Origin of the sequence: Chryseobacterium sp. WLY505, from assembly GCF_030846215.1 — a bacterium.
Lineage (GTDB): Bacteria > Bacteroidota > Bacteroidia > Flavobacteriales > Weeksellaceae > Chryseobacterium.
Genome location: NZ_JAVCWI010000004.1, coordinates 42,320 through 57,124, shown reverse-complemented (window position 1 = coordinate 57,124; position 14,805 = coordinate 42,320). Strand labels below are relative to the sequence as shown.

At 36.7% G+C, this 14,805-nt stretch carries 17 protein-coding genes; 4 read left to right on the top strand and 13 right to left on the bottom strand.

The annotated features are described in order from the left end of the window. Positions 1 to 426: 426 nt before the first annotated feature. Complete coding sequence (trxB, locus tag RAH34_RS10535; protein ID WP_306596095.1) at positions 427 to 1,371, bottom strand: thioredoxin-disulfide reductase; 945 nt, start codon at positions 1,369 to 1,371, stop codon at positions 427 to 429. A gap of 311 nt (positions 1,372 to 1,682) precedes the next feature. Next, positions 1,683 to 2,720, bottom strand: a complete 1,038-nt coding sequence (holA, locus tag RAH34_RS10530; RefSeq protein WP_306596094.1) for a DNA polymerase III subunit delta — start codon at positions 2,718 to 2,720, stop codon at positions 1,683 to 1,685. Positions 2,721 to 2,727: 7 nt separating this feature from the next. Here holA and RAH34_RS10525 point away from each other — a divergent pair, with 7 nt between their 5' ends. Next, on the top strand, positions 2,728 to 3,159 hold the full coding sequence (locus tag RAH34_RS10525; RefSeq protein WP_114821602.1) for a type I restriction enzyme HsdR N-terminal domain-containing protein: 432 nt from the start codon (positions 2,728 to 2,730) through the stop codon (positions 3,157 to 3,159). A gap of 196 nt (positions 3,160 to 3,355) precedes the next feature. Further along, on the top strand, positions 3,356 to 4,099 hold the full coding sequence (locus tag RAH34_RS10520; RefSeq protein WP_306596093.1) for a dienelactone hydrolase family protein: 744 nt from the start codon (positions 3,356 to 3,358) through the stop codon (positions 4,097 to 4,099). 64 nt (positions 4,100 to 4,163) lie between these two features. Here RAH34_RS10520 and RAH34_RS10515 read toward each other — a convergent pair whose 3' ends face one another. The 9 genes from RAH34_RS10515 to RAH34_RS10475 all read right to left on the bottom strand — a co-directional run bounded on the left by RAH34_RS10515 (position 4,164) and on the right by RAH34_RS10475 (position 10,071). Continuing rightward, complete coding sequence (locus RAH34_RS10515) at positions 4,164 to 4,544, bottom strand: PEGA domain-containing protein (RefSeq protein WP_034696218.1); 381 nt, start codon at positions 4,542 to 4,544, stop codon at positions 4,164 to 4,166. A gap of 241 nt (positions 4,545 to 4,785) precedes the next feature. After that, the gene (locus tag RAH34_RS10510) at positions 4,786 to 5,157 is read right to left on the bottom strand and encodes a cupin domain-containing protein (RefSeq protein ID WP_002980258.1); all 372 of its coding nucleotides are present in this window, start codon (positions 5,155 to 5,157) and stop codon (positions 4,786 to 4,788) included. Further along, positions 5,154 to 5,681 carry a GNAT family N-acetyltransferase gene (locus RAH34_RS10505; RefSeq protein WP_306596092.1) on the bottom strand — a complete coding sequence of 176 codons (528 nt, stop codon included), beginning with the start codon at positions 5,679 to 5,681 and terminating at the stop codon, positions 5,154 to 5,156. The genes RAH34_RS10510 and RAH34_RS10505 overlap by 4 nt, the downstream gene beginning before the upstream one ends. Positions 5,682 to 5,684: 3 nt before the next feature. Continuing rightward, positions 5,685 to 6,287 (bottom strand): DUF2911 domain-containing protein, encoded by a 603-nt coding sequence (locus RAH34_RS10500; protein WP_079241242.1) that lies wholly within the window; start codon positions 6,285 to 6,287, stop codon positions 5,685 to 5,687. Between the two features lie 211 nt (positions 6,288 to 6,498). Beyond that, a complete protein-coding gene (locus RAH34_RS10495) occupies positions 6,499 to 7,545 on the bottom strand; it encodes a bifunctional transcriptional activator/DNA repair enzyme AdaA (RefSeq protein ID WP_306596091.1) in 1,047 nt (348 codons plus the stop codon). After that, the gene (locus tag RAH34_RS10490) at positions 7,542 to 8,309 is read right to left on the bottom strand and encodes an isocitrate lyase/phosphoenolpyruvate mutase family protein (RefSeq protein WP_306596090.1); all 768 of its coding nucleotides are present in this window, start codon (positions 8,307 to 8,309) and stop codon (positions 7,542 to 7,544) included. The genes RAH34_RS10495 and RAH34_RS10490 overlap by 4 nt, the downstream gene beginning before the upstream one ends. 92 nt (positions 8,310 to 8,401) lie before the next feature. Continuing rightward, complete coding sequence (locus RAH34_RS10485; RefSeq protein ID WP_306596089.1) at positions 8,402 to 8,908, bottom strand: methylated-DNA--[protein]-cysteine S-methyltransferase; 507 nt, start codon at positions 8,906 to 8,908, stop codon at positions 8,402 to 8,404. 45 nt (positions 8,909 to 8,953) lie between these two features. Further along, the gene (locus RAH34_RS10480) at positions 8,954 to 9,499 is read right to left on the bottom strand and encodes a DinB family protein (protein ID WP_306596088.1); all 546 of its coding nucleotides are present in this window, start codon (positions 9,497 to 9,499) and stop codon (positions 8,954 to 8,956) included. A 53-nt stretch (positions 9,500 to 9,552) separates the two neighbouring features. After that, positions 9,553 to 10,071, bottom strand: coding sequence for a Crp/Fnr family transcriptional regulator (locus RAH34_RS10475; protein WP_306596087.1), 519 nt, complete (start codon positions 10,069 to 10,071; stop codon positions 9,553 to 9,555). 69 nt (positions 10,072 to 10,140) lie between these two features. Between RAH34_RS10475 and RAH34_RS10470 the strand changes: the two genes are divergently transcribed. Further along, complete coding sequence (locus RAH34_RS10470; RefSeq protein ID WP_306596086.1) at positions 10,141 to 10,995, top strand: hypothetical protein; 855 nt, start codon at positions 10,141 to 10,143, stop codon at positions 10,993 to 10,995. 32 nt (positions 10,996 to 11,027) lie between these two features. After that, complete coding sequence (locus RAH34_RS10465) at positions 11,028 to 12,044, top strand: hypothetical protein (protein WP_306596085.1); 1,017 nt, start codon at positions 11,028 to 11,030, stop codon at positions 12,042 to 12,044. Between the two features lie 378 nt (positions 12,045 to 12,422). Here the strand turns inward: RAH34_RS10465 and RAH34_RS10460 are convergent, their stop codons facing one another. After that, positions 12,423 to 13,475: an alpha/beta hydrolase gene (locus RAH34_RS10460; RefSeq protein WP_306596084.1), complete on the bottom strand. Its 1,053-nt coding sequence runs from the start codon at positions 13,473 to 13,475 to the stop codon at positions 12,423 to 12,425. Beyond that, positions 13,459 to 14,733, bottom strand: a complete 1,275-nt coding sequence (locus RAH34_RS10455) for a PepSY domain-containing protein (RefSeq protein WP_306596083.1) — start codon at positions 14,731 to 14,733, stop codon at positions 13,459 to 13,461. Before RAH34_RS10455 ends, RAH34_RS10460 begins: the two co-directional genes overlap by 17 nt. Positions 14,734 to 14,805 lie beyond the last annotated feature (72 nt).

Sequence of the window (14,805 nt, the reverse complement as noted above, 5' to 3'; positions counted from 1 at the left end):
GTTGACTGATTTTTTTTAATTTTTTTAAAGGTTTTTGAAAAAACGCGAAACCTCTAAGAATACTAAAAAACACACTGTTTTAGGGACAAGGAGTTTATCTCCGATAAAATTTATAACTGCACATTTTAAGTCTCTCGCTGATTTTGCAGATAAAGCAGATCAATTATTATGAAATAAATCTGCGCAATCTGCATGATCTGCGAGAACATTGTATACATATTAAACCACTAAGATGAATTAAATAATTAAGAATATTAAGTTGAAGCGCAACACTTTCTAAAACATCTTGGATGTTTCCTTAACTTTCCTTCAAAGCTTCAAGTTCCTTAATGGTTTAGAATAATTTGACGATATCTTCTCCTTTGTGTTTTCCAATAAAAAAAGCGCACCCACCGGGCACGCTTTGTATTGTATATGCGCTGAATACTATCCGTGTAATTCAGCTAAATATTTTTCTGCATCCATTGCCGCCATACATCCGCTTCCTGCAGCTGTAATAGCCTGTCTGTAGATATGATCCTGAACGTCTCCGGCAGCAAATACCCCTGGAAGATTCGTTCTTGAAGAACCTTTTTCAGTCAAAATATATCCGTTCTCATCAAGATCTACCTGACCTACGAAGATATCTGTATTCGGTTTGTGACCAATCGCGATAAAGATTCCTTCAACATCCACTGTAGATTTCTCCTGAGTCTGGTTATTGATGATTACAGCTCTTTCTACAAGGCTGTTTTCTCCTTCAATCCCGATTAATTCATGGTGAAATTTCACTTCGATATTCGGCGTATTTTCTACTCTGTGAACCATTGCTTTTGATGCTCTGAATACATCTTTTCTTACCAACAGCGTTACTTTTTTACAAAGCTTTGCTAGGTAAGTAGCTTCTTCAGCTGCTGTATCTCCCGCTCCTACTACTACAACGTCTTTTCCTCTATAGAAGAATCCGTCACACGTAGCACAAGCAGAAACTCCACCTCCGGCATATTTTTTCTCATCATCAAGACCTAAATATTTTGCTGTAGCTCCTGTAGAGATGATTACTGTTTTGGCAAGGATCTCTTTGTTTCCTGCATATAATTTATGAACACCGCCTGCTTCCTTAGAGAATTCAGCTTTAGTGATCATTTCGTAATGAACTTTGGTATCAAATCTTTCTGCCTGTTTTTGCAGATCCATCATCATTTCAGGACCTGTAATCCCGGCTGGATACCCTGGGAAGTTGTCAACTTCTGTAGTGGTTGTTAATTGTCCGCCCGGCTCCAAACCTGTATACAATTCAGGTTTTAAGTCTGCTCTTGCTGCGTAGATAGCAGCTGTGAAACCAGAAGGCCCAGATCCAACGATCACACAATCTAAAATGTTTTGCTCCATAATTTGCTTTGTTCGAAAAGATTTAATTTGAATTAAGACTGCTAATTTCGGAAATTTTAATTTCTCTTTAAAGTTATTTTAATGATACTTGTCAATATCTGATATGTTGAATTTCGATGGTAGCTGTTGTGGGTGAGTTCCGGGCTTCGGGATTCGGGGTTCGGGTTATTGTGTTACGGAATTTAGATTGGCAGGAAATTTAAAACTTTTTTAATGTCCTTTATCCATCATATCCCGAATCTCACTATCTCGCGACACGCATCACGCAACACGTATCCCGCAACTCGTTACCTCGCATCTCGCAACTCGCCTCACACCTTCATCTTAATCTTATCTACATTAATGATCTTATACACCAGTTCTCTGATCAGCTCCGCTTCCCCCATATTTACTGCTCCGAGCCCTTTACCTTTCATATCGAATTCACGGAGAATGGAAATCACTCTTGTGGCATGTTTCAAAGGATAAAGTCTTGCACTTTCTGCATAGTCTTTGATAAAATAAGGATTTACTCCCATTTGTGAAGCAATGGTCTGTGGAGACTGTCCTACCATGGTTTGGTAAATAATAACGTTTGAAAAATAATTGTAAAGGCTTGCCAGCATCATGACAAAAGGATTATTCTTCGGGTTTTTACCCATAAAATGAGCAATCTTAAAAGCTGCATTGGCATTTTTAGTTCCCAAAGCCTTCTGAAGCTCAAAAATATTATATTCTTTACTGATTCCGATGTGGTTTTCAACGATGGTTCCGTCAAGGATTTCTCCTTCTTTAAGGATCATCTTCAGTTTGTTCAGCTCGTTGGAAATTCTTGAAAGGTCATTTCCAAGATATTCTGCCAGAAGATGAGAAATATTAGGAGCTGTATTGATTTTCAGCTTTGCGCATTCATCCGAAATCCATTTCGGTAAGTTGCTTTCCTTTACAGATTCACTCAGGAAAAGGGCTTTGGCTTTATCTAAGGCTTTGGCGGCTTTTTTTCTGCTATCCAGCTTTTTGTGCTTGTGAGCAAAAACCAAAACTGTAGAAGGAACAGGATTGTCTACATAAGATTCCAGAATTCTGTTTTCTTCTTCATTGAATCGTAAATCCTGAGCTTCTTTCACAATAATTACCTGCTTATCTCCCATCATCGGAAACTGTCTTGCCAGGGAAAGAACTTCCTGATAAGAAGTATCTTTTCCGTAGGTAACCGTTTGGTTGAAAGCTTTTTCATCTTCTTCCAAAAAGTTATGTTCAAGAGCCTTTACAGCAACATCAATGAAGTAAGCTTCTTCTCCGTGGAAAAAATAAATAGGTAAAACTTCTTTATTTTTAATATTTTTGAGGATTAAATCTAATTCTTTCATCTTATTAATGGAACTTCCAAAACTGAATTTTCAGGAAACTTTTGATTTTAAATTCAAGAAAGACAAAGATAAGTTTTTTATTTATGATTTGGTTCGCAAAACTTATCTTCTGCTCACTCCTGAGGAATGGGTCAGGCAACACTGGGTACATTATTATCTTACTGTAAAATCCTACTCCACATCGGCTCTCATTACCGAAAAAAAGATTATTCTGAATGGTCTTACCAAAAGAATTGACCTTCTGGTTACTGAAAAAACCGAACCCGTAATTCTGATTGAATGTAAAGCTCCTCAGATCAAATTAACGGAAAAAACATTTGAGCAGACTGCCCGATACAATTCCATTATCGGAGCTAGGGAAATTATTCTGACCAATGGGCTTCAGCATATCAATGCTTATTATGAAGACGGACAGTATCAGTTTTACAGACCTGAGTAAAGTTCAAAATACCCAATGATTTCTGAAAAAGATTAAATAATATTCTATTAATATTCTTTCTGACTTATTTTTATTAATTTCGATAAGATTTCTTCTCAACACTAATATCACAAATTTTTACACGAATTACACAATTGTTATTGGTTGTATTTGTGAAAAGGATTAGTGTAGTTTATATTAAAATAAATTACAAAATATGATACGTTCCATCTTATTAACTGCAATGATTATGGCTTCAGGAACCCTTTTCAGTCAGAAACTTAAACCTGTTTCCTACCAGGACGGTTCACAGAAACTTAATGGTCTCATCACTTCCAATGCAGGGAAAAAACTTCCCGGAGTATTGATTCTTCCAGCCTGGAAAGGGATTGACGAAGAGGCAAAAACAGCGGCTGTTGAGCTTGAAAAGCAAGGCTATATCGCTTTTATTGCTGACATTTATGGTGAAGGAAAAATTCCGACCGATAATGAATCTGCAGCAAAGACCTCAGGATATTATAAACAGAATTATCAGGAATACCAGAAAAGAATCTCACTGGCTTTGGAACAACTGAAGAAAAACGGAGCGATTTCTGATAAAGTAGCAGTGATCGGGTACTGTTTCGGAGGTACAGGAGCATTGGAATCTGCAAGAGGACATCTTCCTGTAGCAGGTGTGGTTTCCATCCATGGAAGTCTGGGCAGAGATCAGAGCAGAAAAAATGAAACTTTGACGGCTAAAATTCTTGTTGAAAATCCGGCAGATGATAAAAGTGTAACTCCTGAGGATTACAGTAACCTCATCAAAGAAATGAATGAAGGAAATGCCGACTGGCAGATCATCACCTATGCTCATTCTAAACATACATTCACAGATCCGAAATCTCCGGATTACAATCCAACAATGGCCAAAAGAGCATGGAATCATACGCTGCTGTTCCTGAAAGAAATTTTGAAATAAACAATAAAAAAGGCAAATTCGTAAATCATTGAATTTGCCTTTTTACTTTTATAGTGTTGCTTAATTACGGTTTAGCCTGAAGCTCAACATCATATTTCTTTGGAGAATATTTGGTAAGAGAACCTGTTGCTGCATCAATTCCTACTCCTATTGCTCCTCCCAGAATAATATTCAGTAGAGTAACGGCATTAAAAGTTTTTGTCAGCTTTATTTCCTGCTTCTCAAATCCTTCTTTTTCAAATGTAACCATCTGCTTCCCTAGAGCTCTTGGGATTTTAGTGGTACAAGGGGTTGTACACTTTTCTATTCCTTTGTGAAACACTTTTGCTCCTTCAGGGCTTGAAGAAAAAGCAATTGAATCCTGAGTTCCTGTAAAAATGGTTGCACATGAAGTGGTAGAAAGCGCGATTGCCAGCATGAATACAATCGATAATTTGTTTTTCATAGATTTTAGTTCATTTTTTTAAGTCCGCGAACTTACAAAATAAATTAAAACTATCAATCATGAAAAAGAAAAAACTATAGCAAAACCTAGTATTGACGGGCATTATTAATAAAAACACATTGAAAATCAATTTCAAAGAAATCAGCAATCCATGTTTATTTTTTCATGATGAAGTAATTACATAAAAAAAGCAAATCCACTATTTTCAGATTTGCTTTTTCATCTATTTTTTAATTACTTCTTAGTCTACTCCTTCCTCTTCCCTATGTACCAGTTCCATAGAAAATGCAGGAAGACAGATGGCAAGATATTCACAAGGTTCTGAAAACGGATTGCTGTAACGGATTCTCGCTCCTTTTTCAATAAGGATACTTTGTCCTTTTTCCAATGTAACAATTTCACCGTCTATTTCAAATTGCTTTTTCCCTGAAATGATATAAGTAAATTCATCAAATTCAGGAGTCTGGTGGGGCTCACTCCAATCCGGAGGGGCTACCATGTGAGCAATGGAAACATTAGAATTCCCTGTAGAATTTCCCCAGTGTTCTTCAATCAGTTTTCCGTCTGTAGTAGGAACGATAAATGGTGACTGCTGGATTTTGTATTTTTTCATACCCAATCTTCTTTTTTAATTTCATACACGAAATTGGTTCTTGTAGGTTCTGCAAAATAAGCCACTTCTTCTTCAGCAATCTTTTGTCCTCCCAATCTTTCCAAAGCTGTCTGCGAACGGAAATTCTCTTTTCCAATGTGGAAATGAACTTTGTCTACAAACTGGAAGATATAATCCAGCATCAGCTTTTTTACCTTAGGATTAATGCCTTTTCCCCATGATTTTGTTCCATAGAAAGTATACCCGATGAAAATATGATTATCCTCTTCATCAAAATCATAATAACGGCTGCTTCCCAATACATCTCCGGTTGCTTTCTCCATAATTTTGAAAGCACCTTTACTCTCCATAGCTCCTGTGAAAAAATTTTCAAAAACTTCTCTCTTGTAACGATCTTTGTTGGGGTGTTGTTCCCAGACTTTAGGATCGGAAGCTACTTCATATAAAGATTCAAAATCCCCTTGCTCTAAGGGGATCAATTGAAATTCTTCATTCTCTAAAACAGGCTGAACAGAAAAATTCATTAATTAGCTCTTTTTAGTAGAATCTGATTCTATTTTCTTGATTTCTTTCAGCTTATCAGAAATCTTGATGACAGTGTCTAGTTTTGATGGCTTCAACGGAACTTCTGCCTGAGCCATATCCCATTTGATCACCAGGTTCCCTGTATTTTCATCAGTAGGATTTAAAGTGATTTCAAACCATTCCTGTTTGTCTGTCAGTTTATTAACCGGTACCGTAACATCTACTACATCCTGTTTTGGATCGTAAGTATACGCTCCCCACTGTTGGAAATCTTTATTCAGGATAACTTTCCATTCTTTTTCTGTAGGAACGATGAATAGTCCGTATGTTCCTGCAGGTACTGTTTTCCCGCCGAAGTTAACGGCCTGTCCGAAAGTAATTTTCGTAGAAGAGTTCGCTCCCGCTCTCCAAACCTGGCCATAAGGAACCAATTCTCCAAAAATCTTGCGTCCTTTTACTCCCGGTCTTCCATAGTCGATAGAGATCTTAGACATAGAAAACTGCTGCTCAACCTTCTGACGCGGACTTGCTGCCGGTACAGAATAATCCTGAGCAAAACTGAATGCTGAAACTGAAATGCAAACTGCTATTATTAACTTTTTCACGTGTAAATTTTTGCTTAAAATTACAAAAATCAAAACGAAATAGCTTTCCCAAACTTCGTTAAATTTTGTTTTACCGATATTTTTCTATGAAGGTATTTTTTTACCAAATCCCTTTTAAAAGTAAATGATTAACTATTAAAAACTTTATTTTTCTTAATAGTTTTCCCTTTTCTAAGCTGTATTGAAAAACAGGATAAGTATAAATTATTTTCTAAAATAATATAGCCTTTTCCAATTCCAGCAATTTTTGCTTTCTCCAGACTCCTCCTCCATAGCCTGTTAATTGTCCGTTGCTGCCAATTACGCGATGACAAGGGATTATAATGGATATCTTATTCAGACCATTGGCATTGGCTACTGCTCTTACAGATTTAGGATTTCCCAGAATATCAGCCTGCTCCTGATAGCTTCTTGTTGCACCATAAGGAATTTCCTGAAGAATAGTCCATACTTCTTTTTGGAAAACTGTTCCTACAGGGGAAAGAGGAACTGTAAATACGGTCCTTTTTCCTTCAAAATACTCTTTCAATTCTTTTTCCAGCGTAACAAAATGAGGATTTTCTCCTTGTATAATATTGGCTTTAAAATATTCCGCAACACTTTTTAATTCTGTCGGAAGCGCTTTCCTGTCAGAAAATTCAAGAAGGCAGATTCCATGTTCATCAGCACAGGCTATCATCGTTCCCAGCATGGTTTCTATTCTCTTCAGATCAATGATCTTTTCCATGGAATTATTCTTAGGTGATACACCAAAAATATTTTTAAAACTCTCATTAAAACCGCTCAGACTTTCATATCCTGTATCAAATGCTACCTCTGTAACGGATTCTCCCTGTTGAAGTTTTTTAAATGCTGTATTGAGCTTTGACATTCTCTGGAAAGCATGAAACGTAATCCCATGATGTTTCAGAAACCATCTGCGTACGGTAGCGGGTTCCAGACCTCTTTTTACAAGATCATAATCTTTAAGCTTTAATGTGGGATCGTCGGCAATTTCTTTCAATAAATCTTTGATATACGTAGGTGTAGCATTGAGATTTTCCAAAGGTCTACAGACTTTACAAGGACGATACCCTTTGAGCATCGCATCTTTGGTAGTAGAAAAAAATTCTACATTTTCAAATTTCGGTTTCCTGGCCGTACAGGTCGGTCTGCAAAATATTCCTGTGGTTTTTACGCCCATCCAGAATATCCCTTCAAATGAAACATCTTTGATATAAGATGCCTCATACATGATTTTTTCGGTAAGTTCCATCATGAGATAAAAAGAGGTGAAAAACTTCTTACGTTTGTAATTTTCTGACTTGCTTTCTCAAGCTCTCTGTAAATATGTCTGTACATAAAAGCACCTGAGATAACTCTTTTTACACCTAATGCTTTAAGCGTATCAAAATCGGGTAAATCAGGAAGAGCCATAACATTCAGGGGAAGAAAAGTAGCTTCTGTGATCATTCTGATGTCGTTTTCAGAAGCCATGCCCGGAATGAAAACGCCATCGGCTTTAAGTTCTTCAAACAGTTTAATTCTTTCTAAAGTTTCTTCCAGCGCATTTTCAATATTCAATAAAAAAGGATCTGTGCGTACATTGATAAATACCTTATCTCTGTTTTCTCCTAATTTGATGAAAATATCTTTTAATTTTTCATAGAAAACATCTCTGTTTACCAGTTTTCGTGTTCCGTCAATAACGTTGGTATCTTCAATATTAATTCCTGATACTCCAATTTCTATAAGTTTCATAATATTGGAAACTACCGTATCATTTTCAAGACCATATCCGGATTCCAGATCTACCGACAGAGGAATTGAAACGGAAGCTCTGATCCTCTTGATGATATAAAAATATTCTTCAAAGGTCATCTGTTCTCCATCTTCATATCCCAAACTCAGTGCGACTGCCGAACTTGAGGTCGCTAATGCTTTATAACCCAGCTTTTCGTATGCCTTTGCGCTTTCTACATTCCATACATTACCCAAAAGTAACGGTTCTTCACCATGATGTAACTGTTTAAAACTGATCATAATTTTTTTATTCAAAAGTAGAAAGATTACCACATGTTCCGCAACCGAAAAATGAACACCTATTTTTTATTTTCCGAATGTAAATTTTGGTTTTAAAATAGAATCGCTTTTTCAAGCTCCAGCAGCTTTTGTTTTCTCCAGATCCCTCCAGCGTAACCTACCAATTCACCATTAGAACCTATTACACGATGGCAGGGAATTAAAATAGCAATTTTATTGATGCCGTTGGCCGTTCCCACTGCACGTATCGCCTTGGGGTTTCCGAGTATTTCTGACTGTTGTTTGTAGGTTCTGATTTCTCCCATCGGAATGTCACGGAGAAGCTTCCATACTTTTTCCTGAAACTCAGTTCCTGTAGTCAACAACGGAACTTCAAAACGGTTTCTTTTTCCTTTAAAATATTCTTTCAGTTCTTCTTCCAGCTGTTTGAAATGAGAATGTTCTTTTTCTACAATTTCTGCTTTCAAAATCTTTGACAACGCCTTCAGCTGCTTTTCAATGTTTTTCCGGTCTGTAAATTCCAGCAGACAGATTCCCTGATCTACGGCGCAGGCAATCATTTCTCCCAGCGGGGTTGATATGTTTTTTTGGTGTATCATTTCCATTAGCTTAAAATTAAGCTTTTTGGAAATCATAACTTGTTTTTAATCCGTTAAAATTCTTTTTATCTGCTCAACATGTCTTGCATTATGATAAATAACAAAACGAAAGGTGTCTCCCAACTTCAATTTGATCAACTTTGAAATACTAATACCTGTTTTTGTTTTTTCCAGATCAATATATTGTGCTTTTTCCAGTAACTCAAGCATTTTCTCCTGCTGTTTTATGAATGTATCCACTACTCTTTTATCCAGATTGCTGTGGATAGGATTCATGGCTTTAAGCGTTTTCATTGTATTCAGTTTCTCTTTGGGAAGCATACTTTTAGCAAAATAATTCCCGAGAATTCCAGGCTTAAAATAGAGTTGAGAAGGTTTTCCGGCAAAAGAAATAGTACGGCTTATTTCGGGAATATAAAAATCTCCATAGCGGTTGAGATGCTCCAGACATTCCAAGGTACTCCAGCTGTCTGCGGAAGTTCTGAAATTCAGATCATGTTCCGTCTTTAAAGACAACATTTCAGCAAACTGTAAATGCTGCTTTGTCCTGTTTTTTAACTCATCCAGCAATTCTGAGGTTGAAATTTTCATTACGTTTTTTATGCAAATATGCTGATCTGGTTGTTCTTAAATCTTGACTGAACTCAAGATTTTTTAAGTCTGGATAAAGTTTCCGGTGACATTCTCAGATAATTGGCAATGTATTTATTGGGAACTTCCTGAAATAGTTTCGGACTTCGTTTTAAAACCCTTTCAAAACGTTCTCCGGGAGCATTGATGAGCAGATCTTTTTCTCTTTCAAGCTGCTGCAATACGAGATCTTCAAGGACATTCATCCAGAATTTCATATGTTCTTCATCCGATTGTACGAAAGCATAGAAATCCTTTTTTGAAGCTACTTTTACCGTTGTTTTCTTAATCGCCTGAATATAAAGATCCGAAGGTTTTCCCGATAAAAAAGAATCCAGGCTGACAATAATATTTCCTGTGTATCCGAAACGAATCATCCTTTCTTCATTTTCATCCATCATAAAAATCCGGACACTTCCGTTTTCAATACAATAAATCGAGGTATCTGTACTGCCTGAAATCTTCAGGAACTCATTCCGTCTGAATGCTTTCTTTTCCCAATGGATTCCGCTTTGAAGCAATTTTTCAACCATTTCATTTTATTATTTGCTTTTCCAAAGATAATAGGTAATTTTAAAGTTTTAAAACACTAATCACTGATAATGCTCAAAAAAACAGTACTTTTTATACTGCTTTCGGCCGGATTTTATGGGATGAAAGCACAGCAGACCATCCCCTTCCGGATCACCAGGCACAATAATATCATTGTCAAAACCCTTGTCAACAAAAAAGATTCACTGGATCTGATGTTCCAGATCGCGATGAAAGATTATGCTATTTCCCCTGATGGCAAGCAGAAAGCAAATCATATTATTTTCAACAAAGAAGAACTCAGCGACCGCAATACCGTACAAATCGGGAAAATTACTCAGAAAAATGTTCGTTTTTTTGACAAGCAGTTAGCAGGTCATGAAGCAGACGGAAAAATCGGAACCGGAATTTTTGAAGGGAAAGCCTTTAAAATTGATTACGACAACAACCAGTTTGTGATGTATGACAAAATGCCGGATCTGAAAGATTATCAACCCATTAACATTATTCAGGATCATGAAGGGTTTTATCTTGCTGCAGACAATATTCTTGAAGGTGATCAGCAGCAGGAAGCCTATTTTGTTTTACAATCGGGGTTTTCCGGAGCCATTCTTTATAGCAATGAATTTGCTGAAGAAAAACATCTGGAGAAAAAACTGAAGGTAACAGGAGAAAAAACACTAAAGAATTCTGAAGGTAAAACTTTAACGACCAAACAAGCTGTTCTCCCCTATTTCAAGTTGGGTAACAGCGTATTTAAAGATGTTTCCGTAGGATATTTCTCTGGTGAACTGAAAACACAAAATGTAAGTTATATCGGTGCTGATATGCTCCGCAGGTTTATCTGGATCTTTGATGCGGAAAGGAAAATGGCTTATATCAAACCCAGCAAATATTTTTCAGAACCTTATTACAAAATGAATTAGCATACTATAAATACATTTTAATCTCAAGAAAGATGATGAAGATCAAAACTGCTGCAGTCCTTTTCTGTTTTCAACTGTTTGTTGTGAGCTGTCAGAAAGAAGAAAAGAAAACTGTTGCCACGGAAACAAAAATCACGAATGATACTCTAAAAACAGTAAAAACTGAAGAGAAAATAGATTATACCAACTTTAATATATTCAGTCTGTCTGTTATTTCATCCGCGGAAAAAGATTCTGATATGGATATTTTCATTTCTGTCTCAGATATTTATAAGGGGGAGCAACCGATTCCTGCAGCTATTATGAAAAATCAGAAGCAGATGACTTATGAGGAACGTCAGCATTTTGAACTGGATGCGCCCAGCAGAAAAAAATTGCTGGATGGGATTCACCTTACTGAAAATGATTCTCTCTACATCTATGAGTATGGCTCGAACCAACTTCAAAGAATGCCTGTCAGCCAATTAAAAGCTGTGGCCTACTTAAGTCCTTATTCCGATGATCAGGATTTAGATCCGGATTCTTATATGATGGGATTCCAGGTGGCTACTCATCAAAAAACAACAGAATACGACCGTTATACTAATGCTATCGCTTATTTTGGAAATAAAAATCCGTTTGTAGACCATAAAATGAAAGCAGTGAAATGGCAAAAAGCTGATGCGGCCAGTTCAGGAAAATATTTTAGTCAGTCCAAACTTACCAAGGGAAAAACCTATCAGTCACAATATGAAAATCTGACCTATTATCTTCAGGATTATCTTGAAGAAGGAAATATCACAGAACGTAAACTTGCAGTCATCAATGATCGTAAGGAAAAAATTGCGGAAAAGACCTTCAGTCTTGCAGGAAGTGATGGTGGAGAATTTCTTCCTCTGTATGGTATAGATGCCGATGAAGCCAATGTTTTCCAATATACAGGTCACCTTTTCAAAGGAAAGCCTCCTGTTATTTTTGGATTCATGGCGCAGTCTTTTGGTTGTCCTTCCATTAGTTTTTTAGATCAAAAGGAGAAGGATTTCCCGATTAATTGTGATAACAGGCATTAATAGGGCGAAAATGCGAAATGGTAAAAACAGCTTCTAAAAGAATCGGTTTAGACTTCTATAGGAATGTCAAATTCTTTGGATAAATAAAACGTGTCGTTTGTCCATTCCGTAGGAATCTATACTCTTACCATCTAAATACTAGATCTAGATTCTTACAAAATGACAAACCGTGCGGATAGTCTCTTAGAATAAATCTGCTCAATCAGCAAAATCTGCGAGAGAAATATTCAATAGGAACGGGCTTTAGCCCGTTTTATATTACATCAGCAATTCCATTGGCTTTAGCCAAAACCTAATTTTAAAATTAGTATATATAAAAAAGAAACTGTCTCAAAAGCCAAATTGTTTGACTTTTGAGACAGTTTCTTTTTCAGCGTATTATTTCTTAGGATAATACTTGTCTTTCAGATTCATAAAATAGGTTTCAGATTCTTTGAAACTATTGCTTTTCATGAATTTGATTACCACATTCAGATAGGCCTCTGAAGGAATAAAATCTGCTCCCATTTTTTCGGAAAACTTTTTATACTCTTCTTCAAGCAGTTTGGGATTTTTGGCCAACTGTTTTATATCGGTTCTGAAACCTTTAAATATAAATTTCAAGGCTTCATAATTTCCAGGATAAGAAACGGTTCCGTGGGTTTCGCCTTCAAAAAAGCGATGTTTATAGTTCAAAGAACCGTTCTTTTCTATAATTCCTTTAAACTCTTCAATAGCCTGCGTCATCTCAGAATTCCAGTTTTTCTGCTGTTCTTCATTATCTGCCTGGGAAACATACAAAGATTTTTTTGCAGGAAAGTTCTTATTTTTTTCCAGATAGTCTTTTGTTCTGGAAATAGTTACTTTTTGATCCCACCATAAACTTGGATCATTCGCAACATAAGCATTAAAATAATCCGGATGTAAAAGGAAGGTATTAATAGCAAATAATCCTCCGAAAGAGTGGCCTACCAACACAGAATAATCCTGAGTTCTGTAATTTTTGCTGATGAAAGGTTTCAATTCTTCCTGCATGAATTTCAGAAAGTTTTCACCACCGCCACTATCTGCAAAAAGTGTAAGAGAAGGATTTACGGGACTTTTCTTTTCAGACTTTGTAGGAGTAAGATCTCTTGTTCTTTCTGTATTTTTAATTCCTACCACAATACATTCCGGAATATCGGCATAGGGTGTTCTGGCAATGAAATCCGTTAATCCTGTGTAATATTCAAAATTGATTTCTCCGTCTAAAAGATAGATGACCGGATACTTTGCAGGATTGATGGTATTGTCGTTATACGTTTTAGGTAGATGAACCCAGATTTCTCTGTTTTCGTTCAAAACTTTTGAAAATACGTTTTGCTTCTCTCCTATCGTCAGTTTTTCCTGTGATTTCCCCAATGTAAACAGTAATAATAGGGGAAGGTATATAATTTTAAACCAATTGTTCATGATGTGAGTCTTTTCTGTGTTGATGAATATTTTTAATTTCTTTATTCTTTTTGGGTGATTTGTTTCTTCGGCCCCACCAGATCAGGAATCCTGTAATCGGGAGACTTGTACAGATAATTCCGATAATGAAGGTGAATATTTTACCGAACATTCCGCCCCAGTAGCCTACATGAAGATCAAAATTCATGTGTTCTATTACTTCATGCATCTGAACTTCTTTAGGATAATCAATCTCTTTTCCGGTGTATTTGTTGGTTTCCATACTTTTCCCGTTGATAAGGCTTTTCAACCCGATAAACTGAGCGACTCCAACATGGTACACCGTTGCAGAATCATTTCTCGGAATACTCATTCTGAACTGTTTTGCATCAGGAAACTCTTTAAACTTTCTGTCTACAAAATCAGTATAAGTCAAAGCTTTCTTTTCCGGATCAAACTTAGGTTCATATTTTTCCGCAATAGTATGGGCATCTACAGCTCCTCCGAAAGCCTGCTGGGTAAGATTGGCTAAAACTTCATAGGCCATAATCAATCCTGTAATGGTAATAAACACAGCCGGAAGCAATGAATAAAACCCAAAAACATTATGAAAATCGTAGTTTTTCCTGCGCCATTTTGTTCCGGATTTAATTTTAAAAGCGGTTGTTCTTGTAGTTTTGTTCCATTTTTTAGGCCACCAAAGAATCAGTCCGCCGATAAGCTGAACAAAAAAGATGATCGAGGCAATTCCGACCACCGTTTTCCCAAACTTTCCTGCCAATAGCTGCGCATGAATATGGGCTACAACATAGAAAAACTCATAGCTTTTTGTAGAGCCTATTACTTTTCCGGTGTAAGGGTTGAGATAATGATAAGCAAATACACCTCGCGGACCACGGCCTTTTTTCTTCGGTTTTTCTGCTTTGTCCGCATTTTTATCTTTAGGCGGTTTGGTGGCTGAAGCTACTCTGAAGCTTCTGTCTGATTCTTTGTACGTATCAAAATAGAACGCTTTTCTGTCCGGAACCTGCTGGTGAAACTGTACAAGCAATTCTTCAGGGGTCATTTTTTTTGCATGAGCCTGAGCCTGGACGTATTTCGCGCTTCCACCACACCAATCAATGATTTCGTCACAAAAGACAAATATAGTTCCAGAAAGAGTAACCGTAAGCACAATGATTCCGGACACCAGCCCTAACCAAAGGTGCAGCCAGCCGGTGATCCTTTTGGTAAGGGATTTCCCCTGCTTTTTTTTAGGATTAGTTTTTTTATTCTCCATATCTTTTTTATCTGCTCAAAAATGGAAGGGTAGAAAATGCAAAGGCGCAATCGTATTTATAATGGCGTGTTT

Coding starts and splice junctions, on each gene's coding strand:
- trxB (WP_306596095.1), bottom strand. CDS start 1,371: ATGGAGCAAAACATTTTAGATTGTGTGATCGTTGGATCTGGGCCTTCT.
- holA (WP_306596094.1), bottom strand. CDS start 2,720: ATGAAAGAATTAGATTTAATCCTCAAAAATATTAAAAATAAAGAAGTT.
- RAH34_RS10525 (WP_114821602.1), top strand. CDS start 2,728: ATGGAACTTCCAAAACTGAATTTTCAGGAAACTTTTGATTTTAAATTC.
- RAH34_RS10520 (WP_306596093.1), top strand. CDS start 3,356: ATGATACGTTCCATCTTATTAACTGCAATGATTATGGCTTCAGGAACC.
- RAH34_RS10515 (WP_034696218.1), bottom strand. CDS start 4,544: ATGAAAAACAAATTATCGATTGTATTCATGCTGGCAATCGCGCTTTCT.
- RAH34_RS10510 (WP_002980258.1), bottom strand. CDS start 5,157: ATGAAAAAATACAAAATCCAGCAGTCACCATTTATCGTTCCTACTACA.
- RAH34_RS10505 (WP_306596092.1), bottom strand. CDS start 5,681: ATGAATTTTTCTGTTCAGCCTGTTTTAGAGAATGAAGAATTTCAATTG.
- RAH34_RS10495 (WP_306596091.1), bottom strand. CDS start 7,545: ATGATGGAACTTACCGAAAAAATCATGTATGAGGCATCTTATATCAAA.
- RAH34_RS10490 (WP_306596090.1), bottom strand. CDS start 8,309: ATGATCAGTTTTAAACAGTTACATCATGGTGAAGAACCGTTACTTTTG.
- RAH34_RS10485 (WP_306596089.1), bottom strand. CDS start 8,908: ATGATACACCAAAAAAACATATCAACCCCGCTGGGAGAAATGATTGCC.
- RAH34_RS10480 (WP_306596088.1), bottom strand. CDS start 9,499: ATGAAAATTTCAACCTCAGAATTGCTGGATGAGTTAAAAAACAGGACA.
- RAH34_RS10475 (WP_306596087.1), bottom strand. CDS start 10,071: ATGGTTGAAAAATTGCTTCAAAGCGGAATCCATTGGGAAAAGAAAGCA.
- RAH34_RS10470 (WP_306596086.1), top strand. CDS start 10,141: ATGCTCAAAAAAACAGTACTTTTTATACTGCTTTCGGCCGGATTTTAT.
- RAH34_RS10465 (WP_306596085.1), top strand. CDS start 11,028: ATGATGAAGATCAAAACTGCTGCAGTCCTTTTCTGTTTTCAACTGTTT.
- RAH34_RS10460 (WP_306596084.1), bottom strand. CDS start 13,475: ATGAACAATTGGTTTAAAATTATATACCTTCCCCTATTATTACTGTTT.
- RAH34_RS10455 (WP_306596083.1), bottom strand. CDS start 14,733: ATGGAGAATAAAAAAACTAATCCTAAAAAAAAGCAGGGGAAATCCCTT.